Consider the following 17,799-nt stretch of genomic DNA (forward strand, 5'->3'; position numbering starts at 1 on the left):
TCGCTTTGATCCAAGCGTCGTCGGCTACCGACCACGCCCACACTTTCCGGACCGCCGACCCATGTCGGCGTCGAGGGTTCGCCCCATGCGCCTGACCACCAAGGGACGCTACGCTGTCACCGCCATGCTCGACATGGCGGTCAACGCCGACCAGGGCCCGATCTGCCTGGCCGACATCGCTCGGCGTCAGCAGATCTCGCTGTCCTACCTCGAGCAGCTGTTCGCCCGCCTGCGGCGCGCCGGCCTGGTCGACAGCGTGCGCGGGCCAGGCGGTGGCTACCTGCTGGCGGAGCCGGCAGCGTCCATCTCGGTGGCCCGGGTCATCGATGCGGTCAAGGAGTCGGTGGACACCACCCGCTGCGGCGGTCTGTCCGACTGCCAGAAGGGCGACACCTGCCTGACCCATCACCTGTGGTTCGAGCTGTCCGAGCGCATCCAGGACTTCCTCGACGGCGTCACCCTGGGCGAGCTGGCCGAGCGCCAGGAGATCGCCGAGATCGCCGGGCGTCAGCGCCGTCGCCAGCACAACGACGACATTGTGACCTCGGCGCCCTGAGCTAGACTTTCGCCCCTCTGCCCGCCAACGATGACATCGCCATGACTTCACCCGTCTATCTCGACTACGCCGCTACCACCCCGGTCGACCCCCGTGTCGCCGAGGTCATGAGTCGGCACCTGACCCTCGAGGGCACCTTCGCCAACCCGGCGTCGCGCAGCCATATGCCCGGCTGGCTGGCCGAGCAGGCGGTGGAGAACGGCCGGCGCCAGGTCGCCGACCTGATCAAGGCCGACCCGCGAGAGATCGTCTGGACCAGCGGCGCCACCGAGGCGGACAATCTGGCCATTACCGGCTTCCTCAGGGCCAACCGCGACAAGGGCCGCCACCTGGTCACCTCCATCATCGAGCACAAGGCGGTCATCGATACCGCCAAGGCGGCAGAGCGAGAGGGCTTTGACGTCACCTGGCTGACGCCCCAGGCCGACGGAAGCGTCAGCCCTGGCCAGCTGGCCGAGGCCATGCGCCCCGACACCGTGCTGGTATCGCTGATGGCGGTGAACAACGAACTCGGCACCATCAACGACATCCCCGCCCTGGCCGAGGTGGCCCATGACCACGGCGCCATGATCCACGTCGACGCAGCCCAGGCGGTGGGCCGCATCGACCTCGACGTGGGGCGAAGCAAGGTCGACATGATGTCGCTGTCCGGTCACAAGGCCTACGGCCCCAAGGGCATCGGCGCGCTCTATGTGCGGCGTAGCCCCGATCTTCGTCTCGAGGCGCTGATCCATGGCGGCGGCCACGAACGCAGCATGCGTTCCGGCACCCTGGCGACCCACCAGATCGCCGGGATGGGCGAGGCCTTCGCGCTGGCGGCGAACGAAGGCGAGGCCGATCAGGCACGTATCCAGAGCCTGCGGGATCGCCTGGTCGAGGCCATCGCCGATCTCGACGGCGTGCACTGCAACACCCGCCTCGAGGCCTCGGTGCCCAACATCATCAACCTCGGCTTCGAGGGCGTCGACGGCGAGTCGCTGCTGATGGCGCTGCGCGACATCGCCCTGTCGACCGGGTCGGCGTGCAACTCGGCCAGCGTCGAACCGTCCTACGTGCTCCAGGGCATCGGGGTGCCGCGCCGCCTGGCGCTGGCCTCGCTGCGCCTGAGCATCGGACGCTTCACCAGCGAAGACGACATCGACCGCGCAGGCCAGGCCCTGCGCACCGCGCTGATTGGCCTGCGCCAGCGCGCCATGCCGTGAGGCCTGAGCCCCGCGCCATGCCTTGAGACATGCCTTGAGAACATCACCCTTCGACGGGCAGCGCACGACAGAGACAGTTTCGGTGACTGCCGCCCAGGCGGCAGCACCCGACCCAGGAGAATGATATGGCACACCTGAAGATCACCCCCGCCGCGGCCGACCAGATCCGCCGCGTGCTCGACGAGCGAGGCCAGGGGCTTGGACTGCGGGTCTCGGTCAAGCCCAGCGGCTGCTCCGGCTACAGCTACGTCCTCGACTTCGCCGACGACGTCCAGGCCGACGATGCCCTGTTCGAGGAGCACGACGCTCGGGTCTATGTCGCCCCGGAAGCGCTCGAGATGCTCGACGGCAGCGAGGTCGACTACGTCAACGAGGGGCTGAACCGGTTCTTCCGTTTCAACAATCCCAACGTCAAGGACGAGTGCGGCTGCGGCGAGAGCTTTACCGTCTGAATTCGCCGTGATCGCGGCAGAACTCGCCGGCGCAGCGACGAACAATTGTGTTCAAGGCGCCACGAGGACGCTATAATCTGCGCTCTTCGGCGCAACACGCCGCATCGCTTCGTTTTCCCGCGTCGCGCCGCCCCGGTCCCCGGGGCGGCGCGACGCCATCTACCTGGCATCCATGCCCACTTCCTGGGCCCAACTACTGGAGAGTTTCATGGCTACAGAGCGCACTCTGTCCATCATCAAGCCCGACGCCGTCGCCAAGAATGTCATCGGCGAGATCATCACGCGCTTCGAGAAGGCCGAACTGAAGGTCGTCGCCGCCAAGATGGTTCACCTGTCCCAGGAGCAGGCCGAAGGCTTCTACGCCGAGCACAAGGAACGCCCCTTCTTCGGCGACCTGGTGTCCTTCATGACCTCTGGTCCGGTCGTGGTGCAGGTGCTGGAAGGTGACAACGCCATCGCCAAGAACCGCGAGCTGATGGGCGCCACCAACCCGAAGGAAGCCGACGCCGGCACCATCCGCGCCGACTTCGCCTCCTCCATCGACGCCAATGCCGTCCACGGCTCCGACTCCCCCGAGTCCGCCGAGCGCGAAGTGAGCTACTTCTTCGGCGCAGACGAGATCTGCCCGCGCTAAGGGCGTCGGGGTCCGACCCTCGTGATTGCGGCCCCATCGGTGAACGGATGCCCCTGGCATCCGTTCGCTCCTTTCTGCCCACCGACCCGCTGAACCTGCCATGACCACCACCGCTGCTCCCCAACGCGTCAACCTGCTCGGCATGACCCGAGAAGAGATGGAAGCCTTCTTCCTCTCCATCGGTGAGAAGAAGTTCCGTGCCGCCCAGGTGATGAAATGGATTCACCACGAAGGCGTCGACGATTTCGCCGCCATGACCAACCTGTCCAAGGCGCTGCGCGCACGCCTCGAGGAAACCGCCGAGGTACGCGGTCCCAAGGTCGTCTATGAAGGCGCCTCCAAGGACGGGACGCGCAAGTGGGTAGTGGAGGTCGAGGACGGCAGCTACGTCGAAACCGTGCTTATCCCCGCCGACAACGGCAAGCGCCGCACCCTGTGTGTGTCATCCCAGGTCGGCTGCTCGCTGGACTGCAGTTTCTGCTCCACCGGCAAGCAAGGCTTTCAGCGTAACCTCACCAGCGCCGAGATCATCGGCCAGGTATGGGTCGCCTCCAACAGTGGCGGCTCACGCAAGGACAGCGCCAATCGTCCGGTCACCAACGTGGTGATGATGGGCATGGGCGAACCCTTGATGAACTACGACAACGTCGTGCCGGCGATGAAGCTGATGCTCGACGATCAGGGTTACGGCCTGTCGAAACGCCGTGTCACCCTGTCCACCTCCGGGGTGGTACCGATGCTCGACCGCCTGGGCGACGAACTCGACGTCAGCCTGGCGATCTCGCTGCACGCCGCCAATGATGCGCTGCGCAGCGAACTGGTACCGCTCAACCGCAAGTACAACATCCGCTCACTGCTGGACGCCTGCCACCGTTATCTGGCCAAGTGCGACGACACCCGCCAGGTCACCATCGAATACACGGTGATCAAGGACGTCAACGACCAGCAGGAGCATGCCCGTGAACTGGCGGAACTGTTGAAGGAACTGCCCTGCAAGATCAACCTGATCCCCTTCAACCCCTTCCCCCATTCCGGCTACGAGAAGCCCTCCCGCAACCAGGTGATGCGCTTCCAGCGCTGGCTCTACGAACTGGGTCATACCGCGCCGATCCGTTCGACCCGGGGCGATGACATCGACGCCGCCTGCGGCCAGCTGGTAGGACGGGTCAAGGATCGTACGCGTCGTCACGAACGCTACATTCAGTCGATCCAGATCGACGCCGACTGACCCTGCCGTCTTGACTTCATTCCGGCACGGCGCTTTGATATTCGGGCCTTTTCCTGCCCACGGGCGGGTGTCGCCAGACGCCTTCCCGCCACGGCCAAGCAGCGGGAGTACGACAACGCCATGACGTGCCAGGCAGACAGCTCAAGCGCCGGCCTGCGCGGCCTGGTCATCGGACTGGCCATCGCGCTCCCCCTGACGCTGACGCTTGCCGGCTGCGCCGTCGCCGTGCCCCAGTCCGACGAGTCCCCCGCCGTCGCCTATCGCAACCTCGGCGAAGCCTACCTGCGCCAGGGCAACCTTCCCCGCGCCACGGCGGCACTCGATCGCGCCGTCTCGCTCGATCCCGATGACGCCGCCGCGCTGCAGGCCCTGGCACTGATTCACCAACGCCAGGGGGAAGCGGCGCTGGCGGACGAGTTCTTTCGACGCGCCCTCGATGAAGACCCGAACTTCACCCGGGCACGCAACAATTACGCCGCCTTCCTGTATGATCGGGGGCAAACCGGTGAGGCCTGCGAGCAGCTTGAACAGGCCAGTCACGATATACACTATGCCCACCGGGCCCAGCTGTTTGCCAACCTGGGACGCTGCCGGTGGGAACTCGGCGAGGTCGAGACGGCCAGGGCGGCGCTGGAGCGATCCCAACGCATCGACTCGAGCCTGCCCGCGAGCCACTTGACCCTCGCCGAACTGGAATACGCACAGGGCAACCTTATGCGCGCCCGATCACAGCTGGATCGCTTCGTGAGCCAGGCGGGATGGACCACCGCCGCCAGGCAGCTTGCCGCTAGCCTGGGAGACGCCGACACCGGCGCCCGGACATCGGCCGAACCCGACCAGCCTTCACGCGCGCTTTGATCACTGTTTACACGATGAAGGAAGCTCAGCCATGAGCGACAGTCAGTACACCGACTCCGAGGTCTCCTTGTCCAAAACGCCCTCCGGGGACGCCTCTCCCGGCGCCTTGCTGTGCCATGAACGAGAGAGCCAGGGGCTGACCCGCGAGGAAGTCGGGGCAGCCCTCAACCTCCGTCCCGCCGTGATCGAGGGGCTGGAGATCGACAACTACGATGAAGTGCCGGTGGTGACCTACCGACGCGGCTACCTGCGCAGCTACGCCCAGTTGCTCGGCGTCGATGTCGGCCGGGTGATGGCGCTGTATGAAGCGCGCATGGGCAACGAGGAAGTCGAGCGCAAGGTCACCCCGGTGTACATCAACAAGCCCCCCTCGCGCCTGGGCGCCTGGCTGTTTCGGCTGATGACCCTGGTGGTCATCGCCGGCCTGATCGGGCTGACCCTGATGTGGTGGCAGAGCCGTGGTGGCAGCGAGCCGCCCGAGGTCAGCGACAACGGCCCGGTCTCGGTGGACACCATCGACGGCAACGCCGCGGTCAGCGACGAGGGCACCGAGGGCGACGACAACCTGCCCCCGCTGCCCGCCGAGGACAGCGAGATGGGACTGGTCGATGGCGAGCAGGCCTCCGCCGACAGCGCTGCAGAAAGCGCCGGCGCCGAGCCTGGCGCCTCGACGCCGAGCACCGTGGCGGCCACCGAAGCGGCTGCCGCCGAAGCCAGCGAGCCCGCTGACGACAGCGCCAACGACAGCACCGACCAGGCTGCAAGCGCTGGTGCCGACGACGCCAGCGCCGAGCAGACAGCTAGCGCCGACGATGCACAGGGCACCGAGGATGAGGGCGCCGCCGAGGCCGCGCCGGCTGCCGACAGCCGTCGTATCCTCAAGCTGACCTTCAACGAGCAGTCCTGGACCGAGATCTTCGACAGCACCAATACCCGTGTCTTCGTCGGCCTGCAGTCACCGGGCACCGAAGCCACCGTGGAGGGCGAGCCGCCCTTCCGCATGACTGTCGGCAACGCCACCGGCGTGGAGTTGTTGTGGGGCGGAGAAACCGTCGACCTGCAACAGCGTGCCGGCAGAAACAATGTCGCCCGCTTTACCCTGGGAGAGTGATTGATCGCCATGCATTCGCACTCACCGATCAAAAGACGCCAGTCACGCCAGATTCATGTCGGTTCGGTACCGGTCGGGGGCGACGCTCCCATCTCGGTGCAGAGCATGACCAACACCGACACCCTGGACGTCGAGGCCACCCTTGGCCAGATTCGTGCCCTCGAACAGGCCGGCGCCGATATCGTGCGCGTCTCGGTGCCGACCATGGACGCCGCCGAGGCCTTCGGTCGCATCAAGCAGGGCACCCAGGTGCCGCTGGTGGCCGACATCCACTTCGACTACCGCATCGCCCTGCGCGTGGCTGAGCTCGGCGTCGACTGCCTGCGCATCAACCCCGGCAATATCGGCCGTGAAGACCGCGTCCAGGCGGTGGTCTCCGCCGCCCGTGACAACGGTATCCCGATCCGTATCGGCGTCAACGCCGGCTCGCTGGAGAAGGACCTGCAGAAGAAGTACGGGGAACCGACGCCGGCGGCCCTGGTCGAATCGGCGATGCGCCATATCGATCACCTGGATCGCCTCGACTTTCCCGACTTCAAGGTCAGCGTCAAGGCCTCCGACGTGTTCATGGCGGTGGCCGCCTACCGTGACCTGGCCTCACGCATCGAGCAGCCGCTGCACCTGGGTATCACCGAGGCAGGCGGTCTGCGTTCGGGCACCGTCAAGTCCTCCATCGGCCTTGGCATGCTGCTGATGGACGGTATCGGCGACACCATCCGGGTATCGCTGGCAGCGGATCCGGTCGAAGAGGTCAAGGTCGGCTTTGACATGCTCAAGAGCCTGCGCCTGCGGGCCAAGGGTATCAACTTCATCGCCTGCCCAAGCTGTTCGCGTCAGAACTTCGACGTCATCAGCACCATGAACGCCCTCGAAGAGCGCCTCGAGGATGTGATGACGCCGCTGGACGTGGCCGTCATCGGCTGCGTGGTCAACGGCCCCGGCGAGGCCAAGGAAGCCGATCTGGGTCTGACCGGCGGCACCCCGGCCAACCTCGTCTACATCGACGGCAAGCCCGCCAGCAAACTGCGCAATGACCACCTGGTCGACGATCTCGAGGCGCTGATTCGCCAGAAGGTCGCCGAGAAGGAAGCGACAGAACGCGACGTCATCGCTCGCCTGTAACGCTCTCGCCCGGTGAGGCCGGGCGAGGGCCGTGACTACGGCGAGACCAAGGAGCAAGTTTTGAGCAAGAAGATCCAGGCCATCCGTGGCATGAATGACCTGTTGCCCGACGCCTCGCCGGTGTGGCAGTACTTCGAGTCCCAGGTTCAGGCGCTGATGAAGCGCTACGGCTACAACGAGATCCGTACCCCTATCGTCGAGCAGACGGCCCTGTTCGCCCGCTCGATCGGCGAGGTCACCGACATCGTCGAGAAGGAGATGTACACCTTCGAGGACCGCAACGGCGACAGCCTGACCCTGCGCCCCGAGGGCACCGCCAGCGCGGTTCGCGCGGCGATGGAACATGGCCTTCTGTACAACCAGACCCAGCGGCTGTGGTACACCGGCCCGATGTTCCGCCACGAGCGCCCGCAGAAGGGCCGCTACCGTCAGTTCCATCAGGTCGGGGTCGAGACCTACGGCCTGGAAGGCCCGGACATCGACGCCGAAGTCATCCTGCTGTCGGCGCGTCTGTGGAAGCAGCTCGGCCTGTTTGATCACGTCACCCTGGAGCTCAATTCGCTGGGCTCCAATGAGGCGCGCGCGGCCTACCGCGACACCCTGGTGGCCTACTTCGAGCAGCACCGCGAGGTCCTCGACGAGGACTCGCTGCGCCGCCTGACCAGCAACCCGCTGCGTATCCTCGACTCGAAGAATCCGGCCATGGCCGAGATGCTGAGCCAGGCGCCCCAGCTGATGGATCACCTGGATCAGGAGTCCCGCGAGCACTTCGAGGCGCTGACCGCGCGCCTCGACGCCGCCGGCATCGACTACGTGATCAACCCGCGCCTGGTGCGCGGGCTCGACTACTACTGCCGCACCGTGTTCGAGTGGACCACCGACGCCCTCGGCAGCCAGGGCACCGTGTGCGCCGGCGGACGCTACGACGGCCTGGTCGAGCAGCTCGGCGGCAAGCCGACCCCGGCGGTGGGCTTCGCCATGGGCATCGAGCGTCTGATCCTGCTGCTCGAGACCCTGGACATCGTGCCGCAGGAGGCCCGCGCCCCGCTCGACGCCTACGTGCTGGGCATGGACGCCAGCACCGACGGCGACGCCATGGCCCTGGCCGAGCGCCTGCGCGATGAACTGCCGGCCCTTGGCGTGCAATTGCACTGTGGCGGCGGCAGCTTCAAGAGCCGCATCAAGAAGGCCGATCGCAGCGGTGCCCGCCTCGCCCTGCTGATCGGCGAAAACGAACGTGAAAACGGCCAGGTGGCGATCAAGTTCCTGCGTGACGACCGCGAACAACGCGTGGTCGAGCAAGCGTCCTTGGCCACCACCCTGACGAGCCTGCTGTCCGAGTGACGGCACGACCATTAGAAGGAGACCGCCCGTGGCGGAGCTGAGAACCGAAGAAGAACAGCTTGAGGCGATCAAGCGCTGGTGGAAGGAAAACGGCACCTCGCTGCTCGCCGGTGCGGTACTGGCCGCCGCTGGCGTGTTCGGCTGGAACGCCTGGCAGGACTACCAGCAGGGGCAGGCCGTGGCCGCCTCCAGCAGCTACCAGCAGCTTCTTGACCTGGCCAGCCGCGACAGCCTCGACGACGGGGCCCTGGCCCAGGCCCAGGGGCTGGTCGACACCCTGCAGGAAGACCACGACGGCACCCTGTACAGCGAGCTTGCGCTGCTGCTCGAGGCCCGCCTGGAGGTCGACGCAGGCGATGTCGAGGGCGCCCGCGAGTCGCTGGAGACCCTCATCGAGGGCAGCGACGATGGTTACCTGACCGGCCTCGCCCGCCTGCGTCTGGCGCGCCTGCAGAGCGCCGAGGGCAACCACGAGACCGCCCTTGCCACCCTCGACGGTGACATCCCCGAGGCCCTGGCCGCCCAGCGCGACAACGTGCGCGGCGACATCTACCACGCCACCGGCCAGCACGACCAGGCCGCCGAGGCCTGGCAGAGCGCCCAGTCACTGGCCGAAGAAAGCGGTCAGCCGCTCTACGGTATCTCGCTCAAGCTCGACGACCTCGGTGATCAGGAGGCCACCCTATGAAGACCCCGTTTAACCGAACCCGGATCGCCCTGGCGACCGCCGTCACCCTGACCGCCCTGCTGACCGGCTGCGCCAGCAAGTCCGAGCCCCAGTATCCGCCCAAGGAGCTCAAGGACTTCGCCGAGTCCACCCGGGTCGAAACCCGCTGGAGCGAAGGCGTGGGCGCAGGCCTGGGTGAGGCCACCTACCCCATCGAACCCGCCCTGGCCGGTTCCACCCTGTTCGCCGCCGACGAGGAAGGCCTGGTCGAGGCGTTCAACACCGCCAACGGCGACACCCAATGGGAAGCCGAACTGGATTCACCGATCTCCAGCGGTATCACCGCAGTGGACGGCGATCTGTTCCTCGCCACCCGCAATGGCGAGGTGGTCGCCCTCGACCAGCGCAATGGCCGGGTCAAGTGGCGTACCCGTGTGCCCAGCGAAGTGCTGGCCGCGCCCCAGCCGACCACCCAGCTGTTGATCGTGCAGGCGGTGGACGGCACCGTGACCGCCCTGGATCGCCTGTCCGGTGACCGCCAGTGGGTGTTCAGCGCCAATATGCCGTCGCTGACCCTGCGCAGCACCGGCACCCCCACCGCCATCGATCAGGTGACCTTCGCCGGCTTTGCCAACGGCCGTCTGTCGATCATCGACAACCGCTCGGGCCAGCAGATCTCCGAGCGCACCATCGCCGTGGCCACCGGCATGAATGACATCGACCGTCTGGTCGACCTGGCCGGCCAGCCGGTGCTGACTCCGGACGGCCGCCTGTTCGTGACCAGCTTCAATGGTCGCCTGGTGGCGCTCAACGCCCAGAGCGGCGAGACCCTGTGGTCGACGCCGTTGTCCAGCTACCACACCCCGGTGCTGGTGGGCGAGACGCTTTACGTGGTCGACGAGGCCAGCCGCCTGATCGCCTTCGACGCCAACAGCGGCAACGAGCTGTGGCGCCTTGAGGACCTCTACGGTCGCTCGGTGACCGCCCCGGCCTTCGCCGACGGCCGCATCGTGCTCGGCGACGCCGAAGGCTATGTGCACTTTATCGACGCCAGCAGCGGACGCCTGGTCGGCCGCACCCATATTGACGGCTCAGGCATCAGCGTGCGCCCTCTCACCGACGGCAAGCGCGTGTACGCCCTGGCCAATGACGGAAGCCTGGAGGCTCTGGACATCCGCCCATGACCCCCGTGATCGCACTGGTCGGCAGGCCCAATGTGGGCAAGTCGACCCTGTTCAACCGCCTGACCCGCTCTCGCGACGCCCTGGTGGCCGATTTCCCCGGCCTCACCCGGGATCGCAAGTACGGCAACGGTATGCTCGGCAACAAGGCCTACACCGTCATCGACACCGGCGGCATCAGCGGTGACGAGGAAGGCATCGACGCGGCCATGGCCGAACAGTCGCTGCAGGCCATCGACGAAGCCGACATCGTGCTGTTCCTGGTGGACGCGCGTGCCGGCCTCAATGTCGCCGACGAGGCCATCGCCAACCACCTGCGGGTCAACCAGAAGAAGACCTGGCTGGTGGTCAACAAGACCGACGGCCTCGAGGAACACTCGGCCATGGCCGACTTCTGGCAGCTCGGTCTCGGCGATCCCCGGCCCATCGCAGCGGCCCACGGCCGTAATGTCACCGCGCTGATCGACGAGGTGCTCTCGCCGTTCCCCGAGCGCGACATGGACATCCCCGCGGACACCGGCAGCAAGGGTATCCGCATCGGTGTCATCGGTCGTCCCAACGTGGGCAAGTCGACCCTGGTCAACCGCCTGCTGGGCGAGGACCGGGTGGTGGTATTCGATGAAGCCGGCACCACCCGCGACGCCATCGAGATCCCCTTCGAGCGTCGCGGCAAGCCCTACGTACTGGTCGATACCGCCGGCGTCCGGCGGCGCAAGAACGTCACCGAGGTGGCCGAGAAGTTCTCGATTATCAAGACCCTGGACGCGATCAAGGAGTGCCACGTCGCGATCATGGTGCTCGATGCCCGCACCGGCCTGGTGGAGCAGGATCTGCACCTGCTCGACTATGTGCTGACCTCGGGCCGCGCGCTGGTACTGGCGGTCAACAAGTGGGACGGCCTGGAAAGCGAGGCCAAGGACAAGATGCGCGCCGAGATCAAGCGCCGTCTGGGCTTCGCCGACTACGCCGAGCTGCACTTCATCTCGGCCTTGCACGGCACCGCCGTGGGCGACCTGTACCCGTCGCTGGAGCGCGCCTTCGCCTCCGCCAACAGCCACTGGTCGACCAACCGTCTGACCACGCTGCTGCAGGACGCCGTCGAGCAGCACCAGCCGCCGATGGTCCACGGCCGCCGGATCAAGCTGCGCATGGCCCACCAGGGCGGCAGCAACCCGCCGATCATCGTGGTCCACGGCAACCAGACCGACAAGCTGCCCGAAGCCTACAAGCGCTACCTGACCAACACCTTCCGCAAGGTGCTCAAGGTCCGAGGCACGCCGATGCGCTTCGAGTTCCGCTCCGGCAAGAACCCCTACGACCGACTGGCCGAAGCCTCCGACAAGGAAAAGGCCAAGAAGCGCGAACTGGGGCGCACCAAGGAGGCGCGCAAGAGCCGCCGCTAAGCGTCACCGGCGTCACTCGCCGCTCTTTCGCCCCTGGTGTTGAACGACAACGAAACGCCCGGTCCCTCGCCAGAGGAACCGGGCGTTTTCGTGCACGCATGCTGCCGGATGTCGAGACCATGCCTCGCTCGCTGCTGAGCCTGGCCTGCAAGCCTGCGGCAGCGCCTCAGGCTTGCTCTGCCAGGCGACGAGCCCCTACCCAGTCCAGCGCAAACTGGTAGGCACAGCGGCCGCTGCGTCCACCTCTCATGGTGGCAAAGCGGGTGGCCGCCACCGGCGCTTCGTCATCCCAGTCCTGCGGCTGGCCCAGGCGCTCGACCCAGTGGCGACAGGTATCGAGATAGGTCTCCCGGTTGAACGGATGAAACGCCAGCCACAACCCGAAGCGGTCGGACAGCGAGATCTTCTCCTCCACCGCATCGCCGTGATGCAGCTCCTCGCCGTCCGGCGTCAGGTGGCTCTGCTGATTGTCGCTCATATGCTCCGGCATCAGGTGGCGCCGGTTGGAGGTGGCGTAGATCAGCACGTTTTCCGGGGGGCCGGTCAGGGTGCCGTCGAGGACACTCTTGAGCGCCTTGTAGGCGTCGTCGGAGCCTTCGAAGGACAGATCATCGCAGTACACCACGAAGCGTGCCGGTTCATGACGCAACTGCTCCACCAGCAGCGGCAGTGCGGCCAGGTCGTGGCGGTCCACCTGGATCAGCCGCAGGCCTTCATCGGCCAGGGTATTGAGCAGCGCGCGCACCATCGACGACTTGCCGCTGCCACGAGAGCCCCACAGCAGCGCGTGATTGGCCGGCAGGCCACGCAGAAAGGCCCGCGTATTGGCCAGCAGCTCGCGCTTCTGGCGCTCCACCCCGACCAGGTCGTCCAGGCTCAGGGCATCCCGAGGCGGCACCGGCACCAGTTGCCCGCCGAGGGCGTGGCGCTGCCACAGCGCAGCGACGTCACGACGCCAGTCCACCGCAGGGCGGGGCTCGGGCAGCCAGGGTTCGACGCGATCGAGAAGGGCCAGCAGGCGCTGGGCGAGTTGAGTGTCCATCGGGGCAGGTGTCCTTGTAACAAATGATGGCCGCCGGTCAGGGTCTGTCGCTGGATAGCGACCGGCCGTGCACTACCTTTGCTGTTGACCCTTCCAGCAGTCCGGGTATCTTGAGGCCAGTTGCCACCGATTCTACACGCTCGGGCTCGACCCCGGCGGATCATGACAAGGAGACCCCCCATGCGCTGGATGAAGGCCGTGGGCGCCTGCGCCCTGATGGTTACCGTTGCTGCCTGTTCCACCTCACCCACTGGTCGCTCCCAGATGCTGTTGCTGGACGAACAGCAGCTCAGCCAGATGGGGGCCCAGGCCTTCGACCAGTACCAGCAGGAGCTGCCCACCGTGAGCGGGCGCCAGCTCGAGTACGTGCAGTGCGTGACCCGCAACGTGGTCCAGGCGCTGCCGGAAGACCAGCGCAATCAGAACTGGCAGGTCAAGGTGTTCGAATCGGAAGACGCCAACGCCTTTGCCCTGCCGGGCGGCTACGTGGGGGTCAACACCGGTCTGCTCGACGTCGCCACCAACCAGGACCAGCTGGCCACCGTCATCGGCCACGAGATCGCCCACGTGCTGGCCCATCACGCCAACGAGCGCGCCTCCACCGAAAGCGCGACCCAGCTTGGCATGTCGGTGGTCGGTACCGCCCTCGGCTCCCAGGGCGTCACCGGCAGCGATCAGTTGATGGCGGCCATGGGCATGGGCGCCCAGTACGGCATCCTGCTGCCGTTCTCGCGCAGTCACGAGAGCGAGGCCGACACCATCGGCCTGCAGCTGATGGCCGACGCCGGCTTCGATCCCCGCGCCAGCGTCCAGCTGTGGCAGAACATGAGCGCCGCCGGCGGCGGCCAGCCGCCGGAGTGGATGTCCACCCACCCGGCACACGGCAACCGTATCGCCGGGCTCGAGGCGGGCATGAACGACGCCATGGCCCGCTACGAGCAAGCCCAGGCCCGCGGCCTGACGCCCAGCTGCAAGGCGCCCTGAACCAGAACGGCCCCTGCCCTGCAGCCTGTCACCAGGCCGCTGACAAGGGGGCATCTATCGCCGAGGCCTCTATTCCTGGAGGCCTCGGCTCCCGTCACTTCCACGCTTCGTTGGTGCCATGAAACTCACCTCCACCAGGCTCGGCCTGATCCTGCTCGTCGTGCCCATTGTGGTGCTGTTGACCCTTTTCTTTGTGGAACTCGGCGATATCCGCCAGTGCGAACTGGTCGACCAGGGCCACTGGAACTACCTGGCCGGCCACTGTGGTGACACCCCTTCGCCCTTCGTTCCCTGGATCGTCCGCAGCCCCTGGCTGGTCAACGGCGGCCTGCTGGTGTCGGTGGTCGGGCTGGGGCTGTGCATGCTGGGGCTCTACCGTCGACGCGGCTGAATCGTGGCGCGCGGCTGGTGACTAACGACCAGGGGCTGACGGCTCCTGACCGACGACATCGACGCCCAACGACAGCGACGCCCAACGACAACGGCGCCCCATGGCAGTGAGCCAGGGGCGCCGTTGTCGTTGCTGCGGATGTGTCCGCGAAAGCGGCTTCAGCCGGCGTCGAGCTCTGCTCGCAGCTTTCGATGCAGCGGGCCGGTGTCCGGCGTGACGCCACGCCAGCGTTCAAAGGCCGCCGCCGCCTGTTCCACCAGCATGCCGAGACCATCGCTGGTGCTCGCCCCTCGCTCGGCCGACCAGGCCAGAAACACCGTCGGCTCGGCGCCGTACATCATGTCGTAGGCGACAGCCCCCTCATTGAAGAGATCCTCCGGCAGCGGCGGCAGGTCCCCGGCAAGGCTTGCGCTGGTGCCGTTGATGACCAGGTCATAGCGCTCGTCGACGGCGTCGTAGCCGCCGCCCAACACGGGGCCCAGGTCGGCGAAATCCCGTGCCAGCGCCTCGGCCTTGGCGGCGGTGCGGTTGGCCAGCCGCAGCGAGGCGGGACGTCGCGACAGCAACGTTTCCAGCGCACCGCGCACCGCGCCTCCGGCGCCCAACACCAGAATACGCGCACCTTCGAGCCTCACTCCCTGACGCTCCAGATCAGCGACCAGACCAGTACCATCGGTATTGTGGCCCTCGACGCTGCCATCGGCCTTGAGCGTCAGGGTGTTGACCGCCCCGGCCCGCTGCGCCTGTTCGCTCAGGCTGTCGCACAGCCGGTAGGCGTCTTCCTTGAACGGCACCGTCACATTGGCGCCGCGCCCGCCCTCGGCAACAAAGGCGCGCCAGGCTCCGCCGAAGTCCTCCAGTGGCGCCTCGATGGCGGTGTATTCCAGCGATTCACCGGTCTGCTCGGCAAAGGTGCTGTGGATCACCGGCGATTTCGAATGCCCCACCGGATTGCCGAACACACAGTAACGATCGTTCATCGGACGGTTAACCTCGCTCTTGACGTTGTCGTATGCCGCATTGTGACCGCTGACGGTCATCGCGCTTGGCTCGAGGCCTCTTCACCAAGCCAGTCCCGGGGCACCAGATAGGCATCCAGCGCCGCCTCGGGAGAGCCGGGCTGCGGCTGGTAGTCGTACTGCCAGCGCGCCAGCGGCGGCATCGACATCAGGATGGACTCGGTGCGACCGCCGCTCTGCAGGCCAAACAGGGTGCCACGGTCCCAGACCAGGTTGAATTCCACGTAGCGACCTCGCCGATACAGCTGGAATTCACGTTCGCGCTCGCCCCAGGAGGTATCGCGACGACGTTCCACGATGGGCAGATAGGCGTTCAGGAAGCCATCCCCTACCGCGCGCTGAAACGCGAAGCAGCGGTCGAAGCCCCCCTCGTTGAGGTCATCGAAGAACAGACCGCCGACACCACGGGTCTCGCCTCGGTGCTTGAGGAAAAAGTAGTCGTCGCACCAGCGCTTGTAGCGGTCGTAGACGTCGTCACCGAACGGCTGGCACAGCTCATGGGCCACCCGGTGCCAGTGACAGGCGTCTTCAAACTGGGGGTAGTAGGGCGTCAGATCGAAGCCGCCGCCGAACCACCATACCGGCGCCTCGCCCTCGGCACTGGCGATGAAGAAGCGCACATTGCCGTGGCTGGTGGGTACGTGGGGATTACGCGGATGCAGCACCCAGGACACCCCCACCGCCTGAAAGCCGCGCCCGGCGAGTTCCGGTCGTGCTGCGGTGGCCGCCGGGGGCAGGGTCGCGCCGTGGACGTGGGAGAAATTGACCCCGCCCTTTTCGAACAGCGCGCCTTCCTCGATGACCCGGGAACGGCCGCCGCCACCTTCCTCACGCACCCAGTCGTCTTCATGGAAGCGCCCTTCGCCGTCGGCCTCGGCCAGGGCCTCGCACAGGCGATCCTGCAATTCCAGCAGGTAGCGTTTGACCTCTTCGAGATTGGGCTCGGACACGTCTGCTCCTGTTGTTAAGTAAAAAGCGATGAGTAAAAACGATGAACAAAAGCGATGCGTAAAAAGGTGCGCCCAGGGCCGGGCCGAGAGGCATGTCAGTGGCGCAGGGTCTCGCGGCTTAGCAGGTCACGGATGGTGCTGGGGCGAGGATTGCCGCCCAGCTCTCCCGGCACGACCGCGTCCAGCTCGTTGCCGAAGATTCGCCGAATGTCCGCTTCACTCATGGCCGGCGCTTCTCCTGCCCGGTTGGCCGAGGTGGACACCAGCGGCCCGCCGAAGGCACGACACAGCGCCTGTACACCGGGATGATCGCTGACCCTCAGCGCCACCTTGTCGTGGCAGCCTCGTACCAGCGACGGGGTGCGACCATTGTCCGGCACCAGCCAGGTGTTGGGGCCCGGCCAGCTGGCGACAAGAGGCGCATGAAGGTCGGCCGGCAATCCTTCGAGCCAGGGAGCAAACTGCTCGATGGTGGCGGCGATCAGGATCACCCCCTTGGCCGGGTCACGGCGCTTCAGGCGCAACAGCCGGGTCAGCGCCTCTTCGTTGTCGGGATCGCAGCCCAGGCCCCAGACGGCCTCGGTGGGATAGGCAATGACACCGCCACGACGCAGGGCGTCGACGACGGGCACGAGGGAGGAATCGGAATCACTCATGGGGTCGTTATCTGAATCGGTACCGAATCGAAAGATCAGGGTAGGGAGTATCGTTGCGCCATGCTAGCACGGCGTCGGGACTTGCGTCGCACGCCGCTGTCGCCGCCGACGTAGGCGATCCGCCCGTTCCCCCACGGCCATGGGCACCCTGTTCGGCCGGGCCTCGTCATCGGGCGGCTAGCCCTTGCCCCCATCCAGGCGCACCCAGCCGCCGGCCACCAACCCGGCCTGTCCTGCGATCTCGAGCAGCGTCAGTTCACGCTGGCAGGCGGCCACATCGCATCCCGCCAGCCCCATCAGATCGTCCACCGCCAACGGGGTGGCGCTCAGCAGATCGAGCAGCTTGCGACCCGGGGAAGGCGCGGGCCTTGCCGTGGAGCGCTCGGAGGCGCTGTCTAGAGGATGATCGACAGGGCTATCTACAGGACCATCTACATGACCATCGGCGGCACCAGCCGCAATGCTCTGCGGGGTCGCGCGTCGCGGCCCCCAGCACGCCAGTTCCTCGAACAGGTCGTCGGGGTGTCTGACCAGGGCGGCGCCCTCGCGGATCAGCCGCAGGCAGCCCCTGGCCTGGGGCGAGTGGATGGAGCCGGGTAGCGCCAATACCTCGCGGCCCTGCTCGCCGGCCAGGCGGGCACTGACCAGCGAACCGCTGTGTTCGGCGGCCTCCACCACCAGCACACCGCAGGACAGCCCGGTGACGATGCGGTTGCGTCGGGGAAAATCCCCCGAGCGTGGCCGCACTCCAGGGGGAGACTCCGCCAGCAGCAGGCCACCGTCGTCGCGCAGGCGCCGATACAGGGCGCCGTGCTGGCCGGGATAGACCACGTCGACGCCGCCGGCCAGCACCGCGATACTGCGCCCCCCGAGATCCAGCGCCGCCGCCTGGGCGGCACCGTCGATGCCGAGCGCCATGCCGCTGACCAGACCCCAGCCGGCCTCCGCCAGCGCCACCGCAAAACTGCGCGCATTGACCAATCCTTCGCGGGTGGGCCG

The 17,799-nt window shown here is 66.7% G+C and carries 19 protein-coding genes; 14 read left to right on the forward strand and 5 right to left on the reverse strand.

Going from position 1 to position 17,799, the window contains the following annotated elements; translation table 11 throughout:
* Window positions 1-85 precede the first annotated feature (85 nt).
* The 12 genes from NH448_RS19180 to der all read left to right on the forward strand — a co-directional run bounded on the left by NH448_RS19180 (window position 86) and on the right by der (window position 11,758).
* Window positions 86-556: an Rrf2 family transcriptional regulator gene (locus NH448_RS19180; protein ID WP_045992750.1), complete on the forward strand. Its 471-nt coding sequence runs from the start codon at window positions 86-88 to the stop codon at window positions 554-556.
* Window positions 557-597: 41 nt separating this feature from the next.
* Window positions 598-1,758, forward strand: coding sequence for an aminotransferase class V-fold PLP-dependent enzyme (locus NH448_RS19185; RefSeq protein WP_222515675.1), 1,161 nt, complete (start codon window positions 598-600; stop codon window positions 1,756-1,758).
* Window positions 1,759-1,883: 125 nt separating this feature from the next.
* Entirely contained in the window at window positions 1,884-2,210 is a 327-nt protein-coding gene (locus NH448_RS19190; RefSeq protein ID WP_045992748.1) for an iron-sulfur cluster assembly accessory protein, read from the forward strand.
* Window positions 2,211-2,418: 208 nt separating this feature from the next.
* Entirely contained in the window at window positions 2,419-2,844 is a 426-nt protein-coding gene (ndk, locus tag NH448_RS19195; RefSeq protein ID WP_045992747.1) for a nucleoside-diphosphate kinase, read from the forward strand.
* Between the two features lie 100 nt (window positions 2,845-2,944).
* A complete protein-coding gene (gene rlmN / locus NH448_RS19200; RefSeq protein WP_108131248.1) occupies window positions 2,945-4,072 on the forward strand; it encodes a 23S rRNA (adenine(2503)-C(2))-methyltransferase RlmN in 1,128 nt (375 codons plus the stop codon).
* A 120-nt stretch (window positions 4,073-4,192) separates the two neighbouring features.
* Window positions 4,193-4,930, forward strand: coding sequence for a type IV pilus biogenesis/stability protein PilW (pilW, locus tag NH448_RS19205; RefSeq protein ID WP_052704343.1), 738 nt, complete (start codon window positions 4,193-4,195; stop codon window positions 4,928-4,930).
* Between the two features lie 31 nt (window positions 4,931-4,961).
* A complete protein-coding gene (locus NH448_RS19210; RefSeq protein WP_253029249.1) occupies window positions 4,962-6,041 on the forward strand; it encodes a RodZ domain-containing protein in 1,080 nt (359 codons plus the stop codon).
* Between the two features lie 9 nt (window positions 6,042-6,050).
* Complete coding sequence (gene ispG, locus NH448_RS19215; RefSeq protein WP_045992780.1) at window positions 6,051-7,163, forward strand: flavodoxin-dependent (E)-4-hydroxy-3-methylbut-2-enyl-diphosphate synthase; 1,113 nt, start codon at window positions 6,051-6,053, stop codon at window positions 7,161-7,163.
* A 60-nt stretch (window positions 7,164-7,223) separates the two neighbouring features.
* Window positions 7,224-8,507: a histidine--tRNA ligase gene (gene hisS, locus NH448_RS19220; RefSeq protein ID WP_261395062.1), complete on the forward strand. Its 1,284-nt coding sequence runs from the start codon at window positions 7,224-7,226 to the stop codon at window positions 8,505-8,507.
* A gap of 28 nt (window positions 8,508-8,535) precedes the next feature.
* Window positions 8,536-9,195: a tetratricopeptide repeat protein gene (locus NH448_RS19225; protein WP_045992744.1), complete on the forward strand. Its 660-nt coding sequence runs from the start codon at window positions 8,536-8,538 to the stop codon at window positions 9,193-9,195.
* Window positions 9,192-10,358, forward strand: coding sequence for an outer membrane protein assembly factor BamB (bamB, locus tag NH448_RS19230; RefSeq protein ID WP_045992743.1), 1,167 nt, complete (start codon window positions 9,192-9,194; stop codon window positions 10,356-10,358). Before NH448_RS19225 ends, bamB begins: the two co-directional genes overlap by 4 nt.
* Window positions 10,355-11,758 carry a ribosome biogenesis GTPase Der gene (gene der / locus NH448_RS19235; protein WP_045992742.1) on the forward strand — a complete coding sequence of 468 codons (1,404 nt, stop codon included), beginning with the start codon at window positions 10,355-10,357 and terminating at the stop codon, window positions 11,756-11,758. The genes bamB and der overlap by 4 nt, the downstream gene beginning before the upstream one ends.
* Before the next feature lie 166 nt (window positions 11,759-11,924).
* Here the strand turns inward: der and NH448_RS19240 are convergent, their stop codons facing one another.
* Complete coding sequence (locus NH448_RS19240) at window positions 11,925-12,800, reverse strand: ATP-binding protein (protein WP_253029250.1); 876 nt, start codon at window positions 12,798-12,800, stop codon at window positions 11,925-11,927.
* A gap of 180 nt (window positions 12,801-12,980) precedes the next feature.
* On the opposite strand from NH448_RS19240, the gene NH448_RS19245 reads away from it, so the two are divergent.
* Window positions 12,981-13,784 (forward strand): M48 family metallopeptidase, encoded by an 804-nt coding sequence (locus NH448_RS19245; protein ID WP_253029251.1) that lies wholly within the window; start codon window positions 12,981-12,983, stop codon window positions 13,782-13,784.
* Window positions 13,785-13,902: 118 nt separating this feature from the next.
* Entirely contained in the window at window positions 13,903-14,175 is a 273-nt protein-coding gene (locus NH448_RS19250; protein ID WP_045992739.1) for a hypothetical protein, read from the forward strand.
* 158 nt (window positions 14,176-14,333) lie between these two features.
* On the opposite strand, the gene aroE is transcribed toward NH448_RS19250, so the two are convergent.
* From aroE to NH448_RS19270, 4 genes are all read right to left on the reverse strand, one after another.
* Complete coding sequence (gene aroE, locus NH448_RS19255; protein ID WP_253029252.1) at window positions 14,334-15,155, reverse strand: shikimate dehydrogenase; 822 nt, start codon at window positions 15,153-15,155, stop codon at window positions 14,334-14,336.
* 56 nt (window positions 15,156-15,211) lie between these two features.
* On the reverse strand, window positions 15,212-16,144 hold the full coding sequence (gene hemF / locus NH448_RS19260; RefSeq protein ID WP_108448514.1) for an oxygen-dependent coproporphyrinogen oxidase: 933 nt from the start codon (window positions 16,142-16,144) through the stop codon (window positions 15,212-15,214).
* 95 nt (window positions 16,145-16,239) lie between these two features.
* On the reverse strand, window positions 16,240-16,800 hold the full coding sequence (locus NH448_RS19265) for a Sua5/YciO/YrdC/YwlC family protein (protein ID WP_253029253.1): 561 nt from the start codon (window positions 16,798-16,800) through the stop codon (window positions 16,240-16,242).
* Window positions 16,801-16,977: 177 nt separating this feature from the next.
* Window positions 16,978-17,799 (reverse strand): DNA-processing protein DprA (locus NH448_RS19270; RefSeq protein ID WP_253029254.1); only part of this gene is annotated, 822 nt, incomplete at its 5' end.

This window comes from Halomonas sp. OfavH-34-E, from assembly GCF_024124525.1.
GTDB lineage: Bacteria > Pseudomonadota > Gammaproteobacteria > Pseudomonadales > Halomonadaceae > Halomonas > Halomonas litopenaei.

Coding starts and splice junctions, on each gene's coding strand:
- NH448_RS19265 (WP_253029253.1), bottom strand. CDS start 16,800: ATGAGTGATTCCGATTCCTCCCTCGTGCCCGTCGTCGACGCCCTGCGT.
- NH448_RS19240 (WP_253029250.1), bottom strand. CDS start 12,800: ATGGACACTCAACTCGCCCAGCGCCTGCTGGCCCTTCTCGATCGCGTC.
- der (WP_045992742.1), top strand. CDS start 10,355: ATGACCCCCGTGATCGCACTGGTCGGCAGGCCCAATGTGGGCAAGTCG.
- NH448_RS19190 (WP_045992748.1), top strand. CDS start 1,884: ATGGCACACCTGAAGATCACCCCCGCCGCGGCCGACCAGATCCGCCGC.
- NH448_RS19210 (WP_253029249.1), top strand. CDS start 4,962: ATGAGCGACAGTCAGTACACCGACTCCGAGGTCTCCTTGTCCAAAACG.
- NH448_RS19185 (WP_222515675.1), top strand. CDS start 598: ATGACTTCACCCGTCTATCTCGACTACGCCGCTACCACCCCGGTCGAC.
- NH448_RS19245 (WP_253029251.1), top strand. CDS start 12,981: ATGCGCTGGATGAAGGCCGTGGGCGCCTGCGCCCTGATGGTTACCGTT.
- bamB (WP_045992743.1), top strand. CDS start 9,192: ATGAAGACCCCGTTTAACCGAACCCGGATCGCCCTGGCGACCGCCGTC.
- aroE (WP_253029252.1), bottom strand. CDS start 15,155: ATGAACGATCGTTACTGTGTGTTCGGCAATCCGGTGGGGCATTCGAAA.
- NH448_RS19250 (WP_045992739.1), top strand. CDS start 13,903: ATGAAACTCACCTCCACCAGGCTCGGCCTGATCCTGCTCGTCGTGCCC.
- ispG (WP_045992780.1), top strand. CDS start 6,051: ATGCATTCGCACTCACCGATCAAAAGACGCCAGTCACGCCAGATTCAT.
- NH448_RS19180 (WP_045992750.1), top strand. CDS start 86: ATGCGCCTGACCACCAAGGGACGCTACGCTGTCACCGCCATGCTCGAC.
- rlmN (WP_108131248.1), top strand. CDS start 2,945: ATGACCACCACCGCTGCTCCCCAACGCGTCAACCTGCTCGGCATGACC.
- pilW (WP_052704343.1), top strand. CDS start 4,193: ATGACGTGCCAGGCAGACAGCTCAAGCGCCGGCCTGCGCGGCCTGGTC.
- ndk (WP_045992747.1), top strand. CDS start 2,419: ATGGCTACAGAGCGCACTCTGTCCATCATCAAGCCCGACGCCGTCGCC.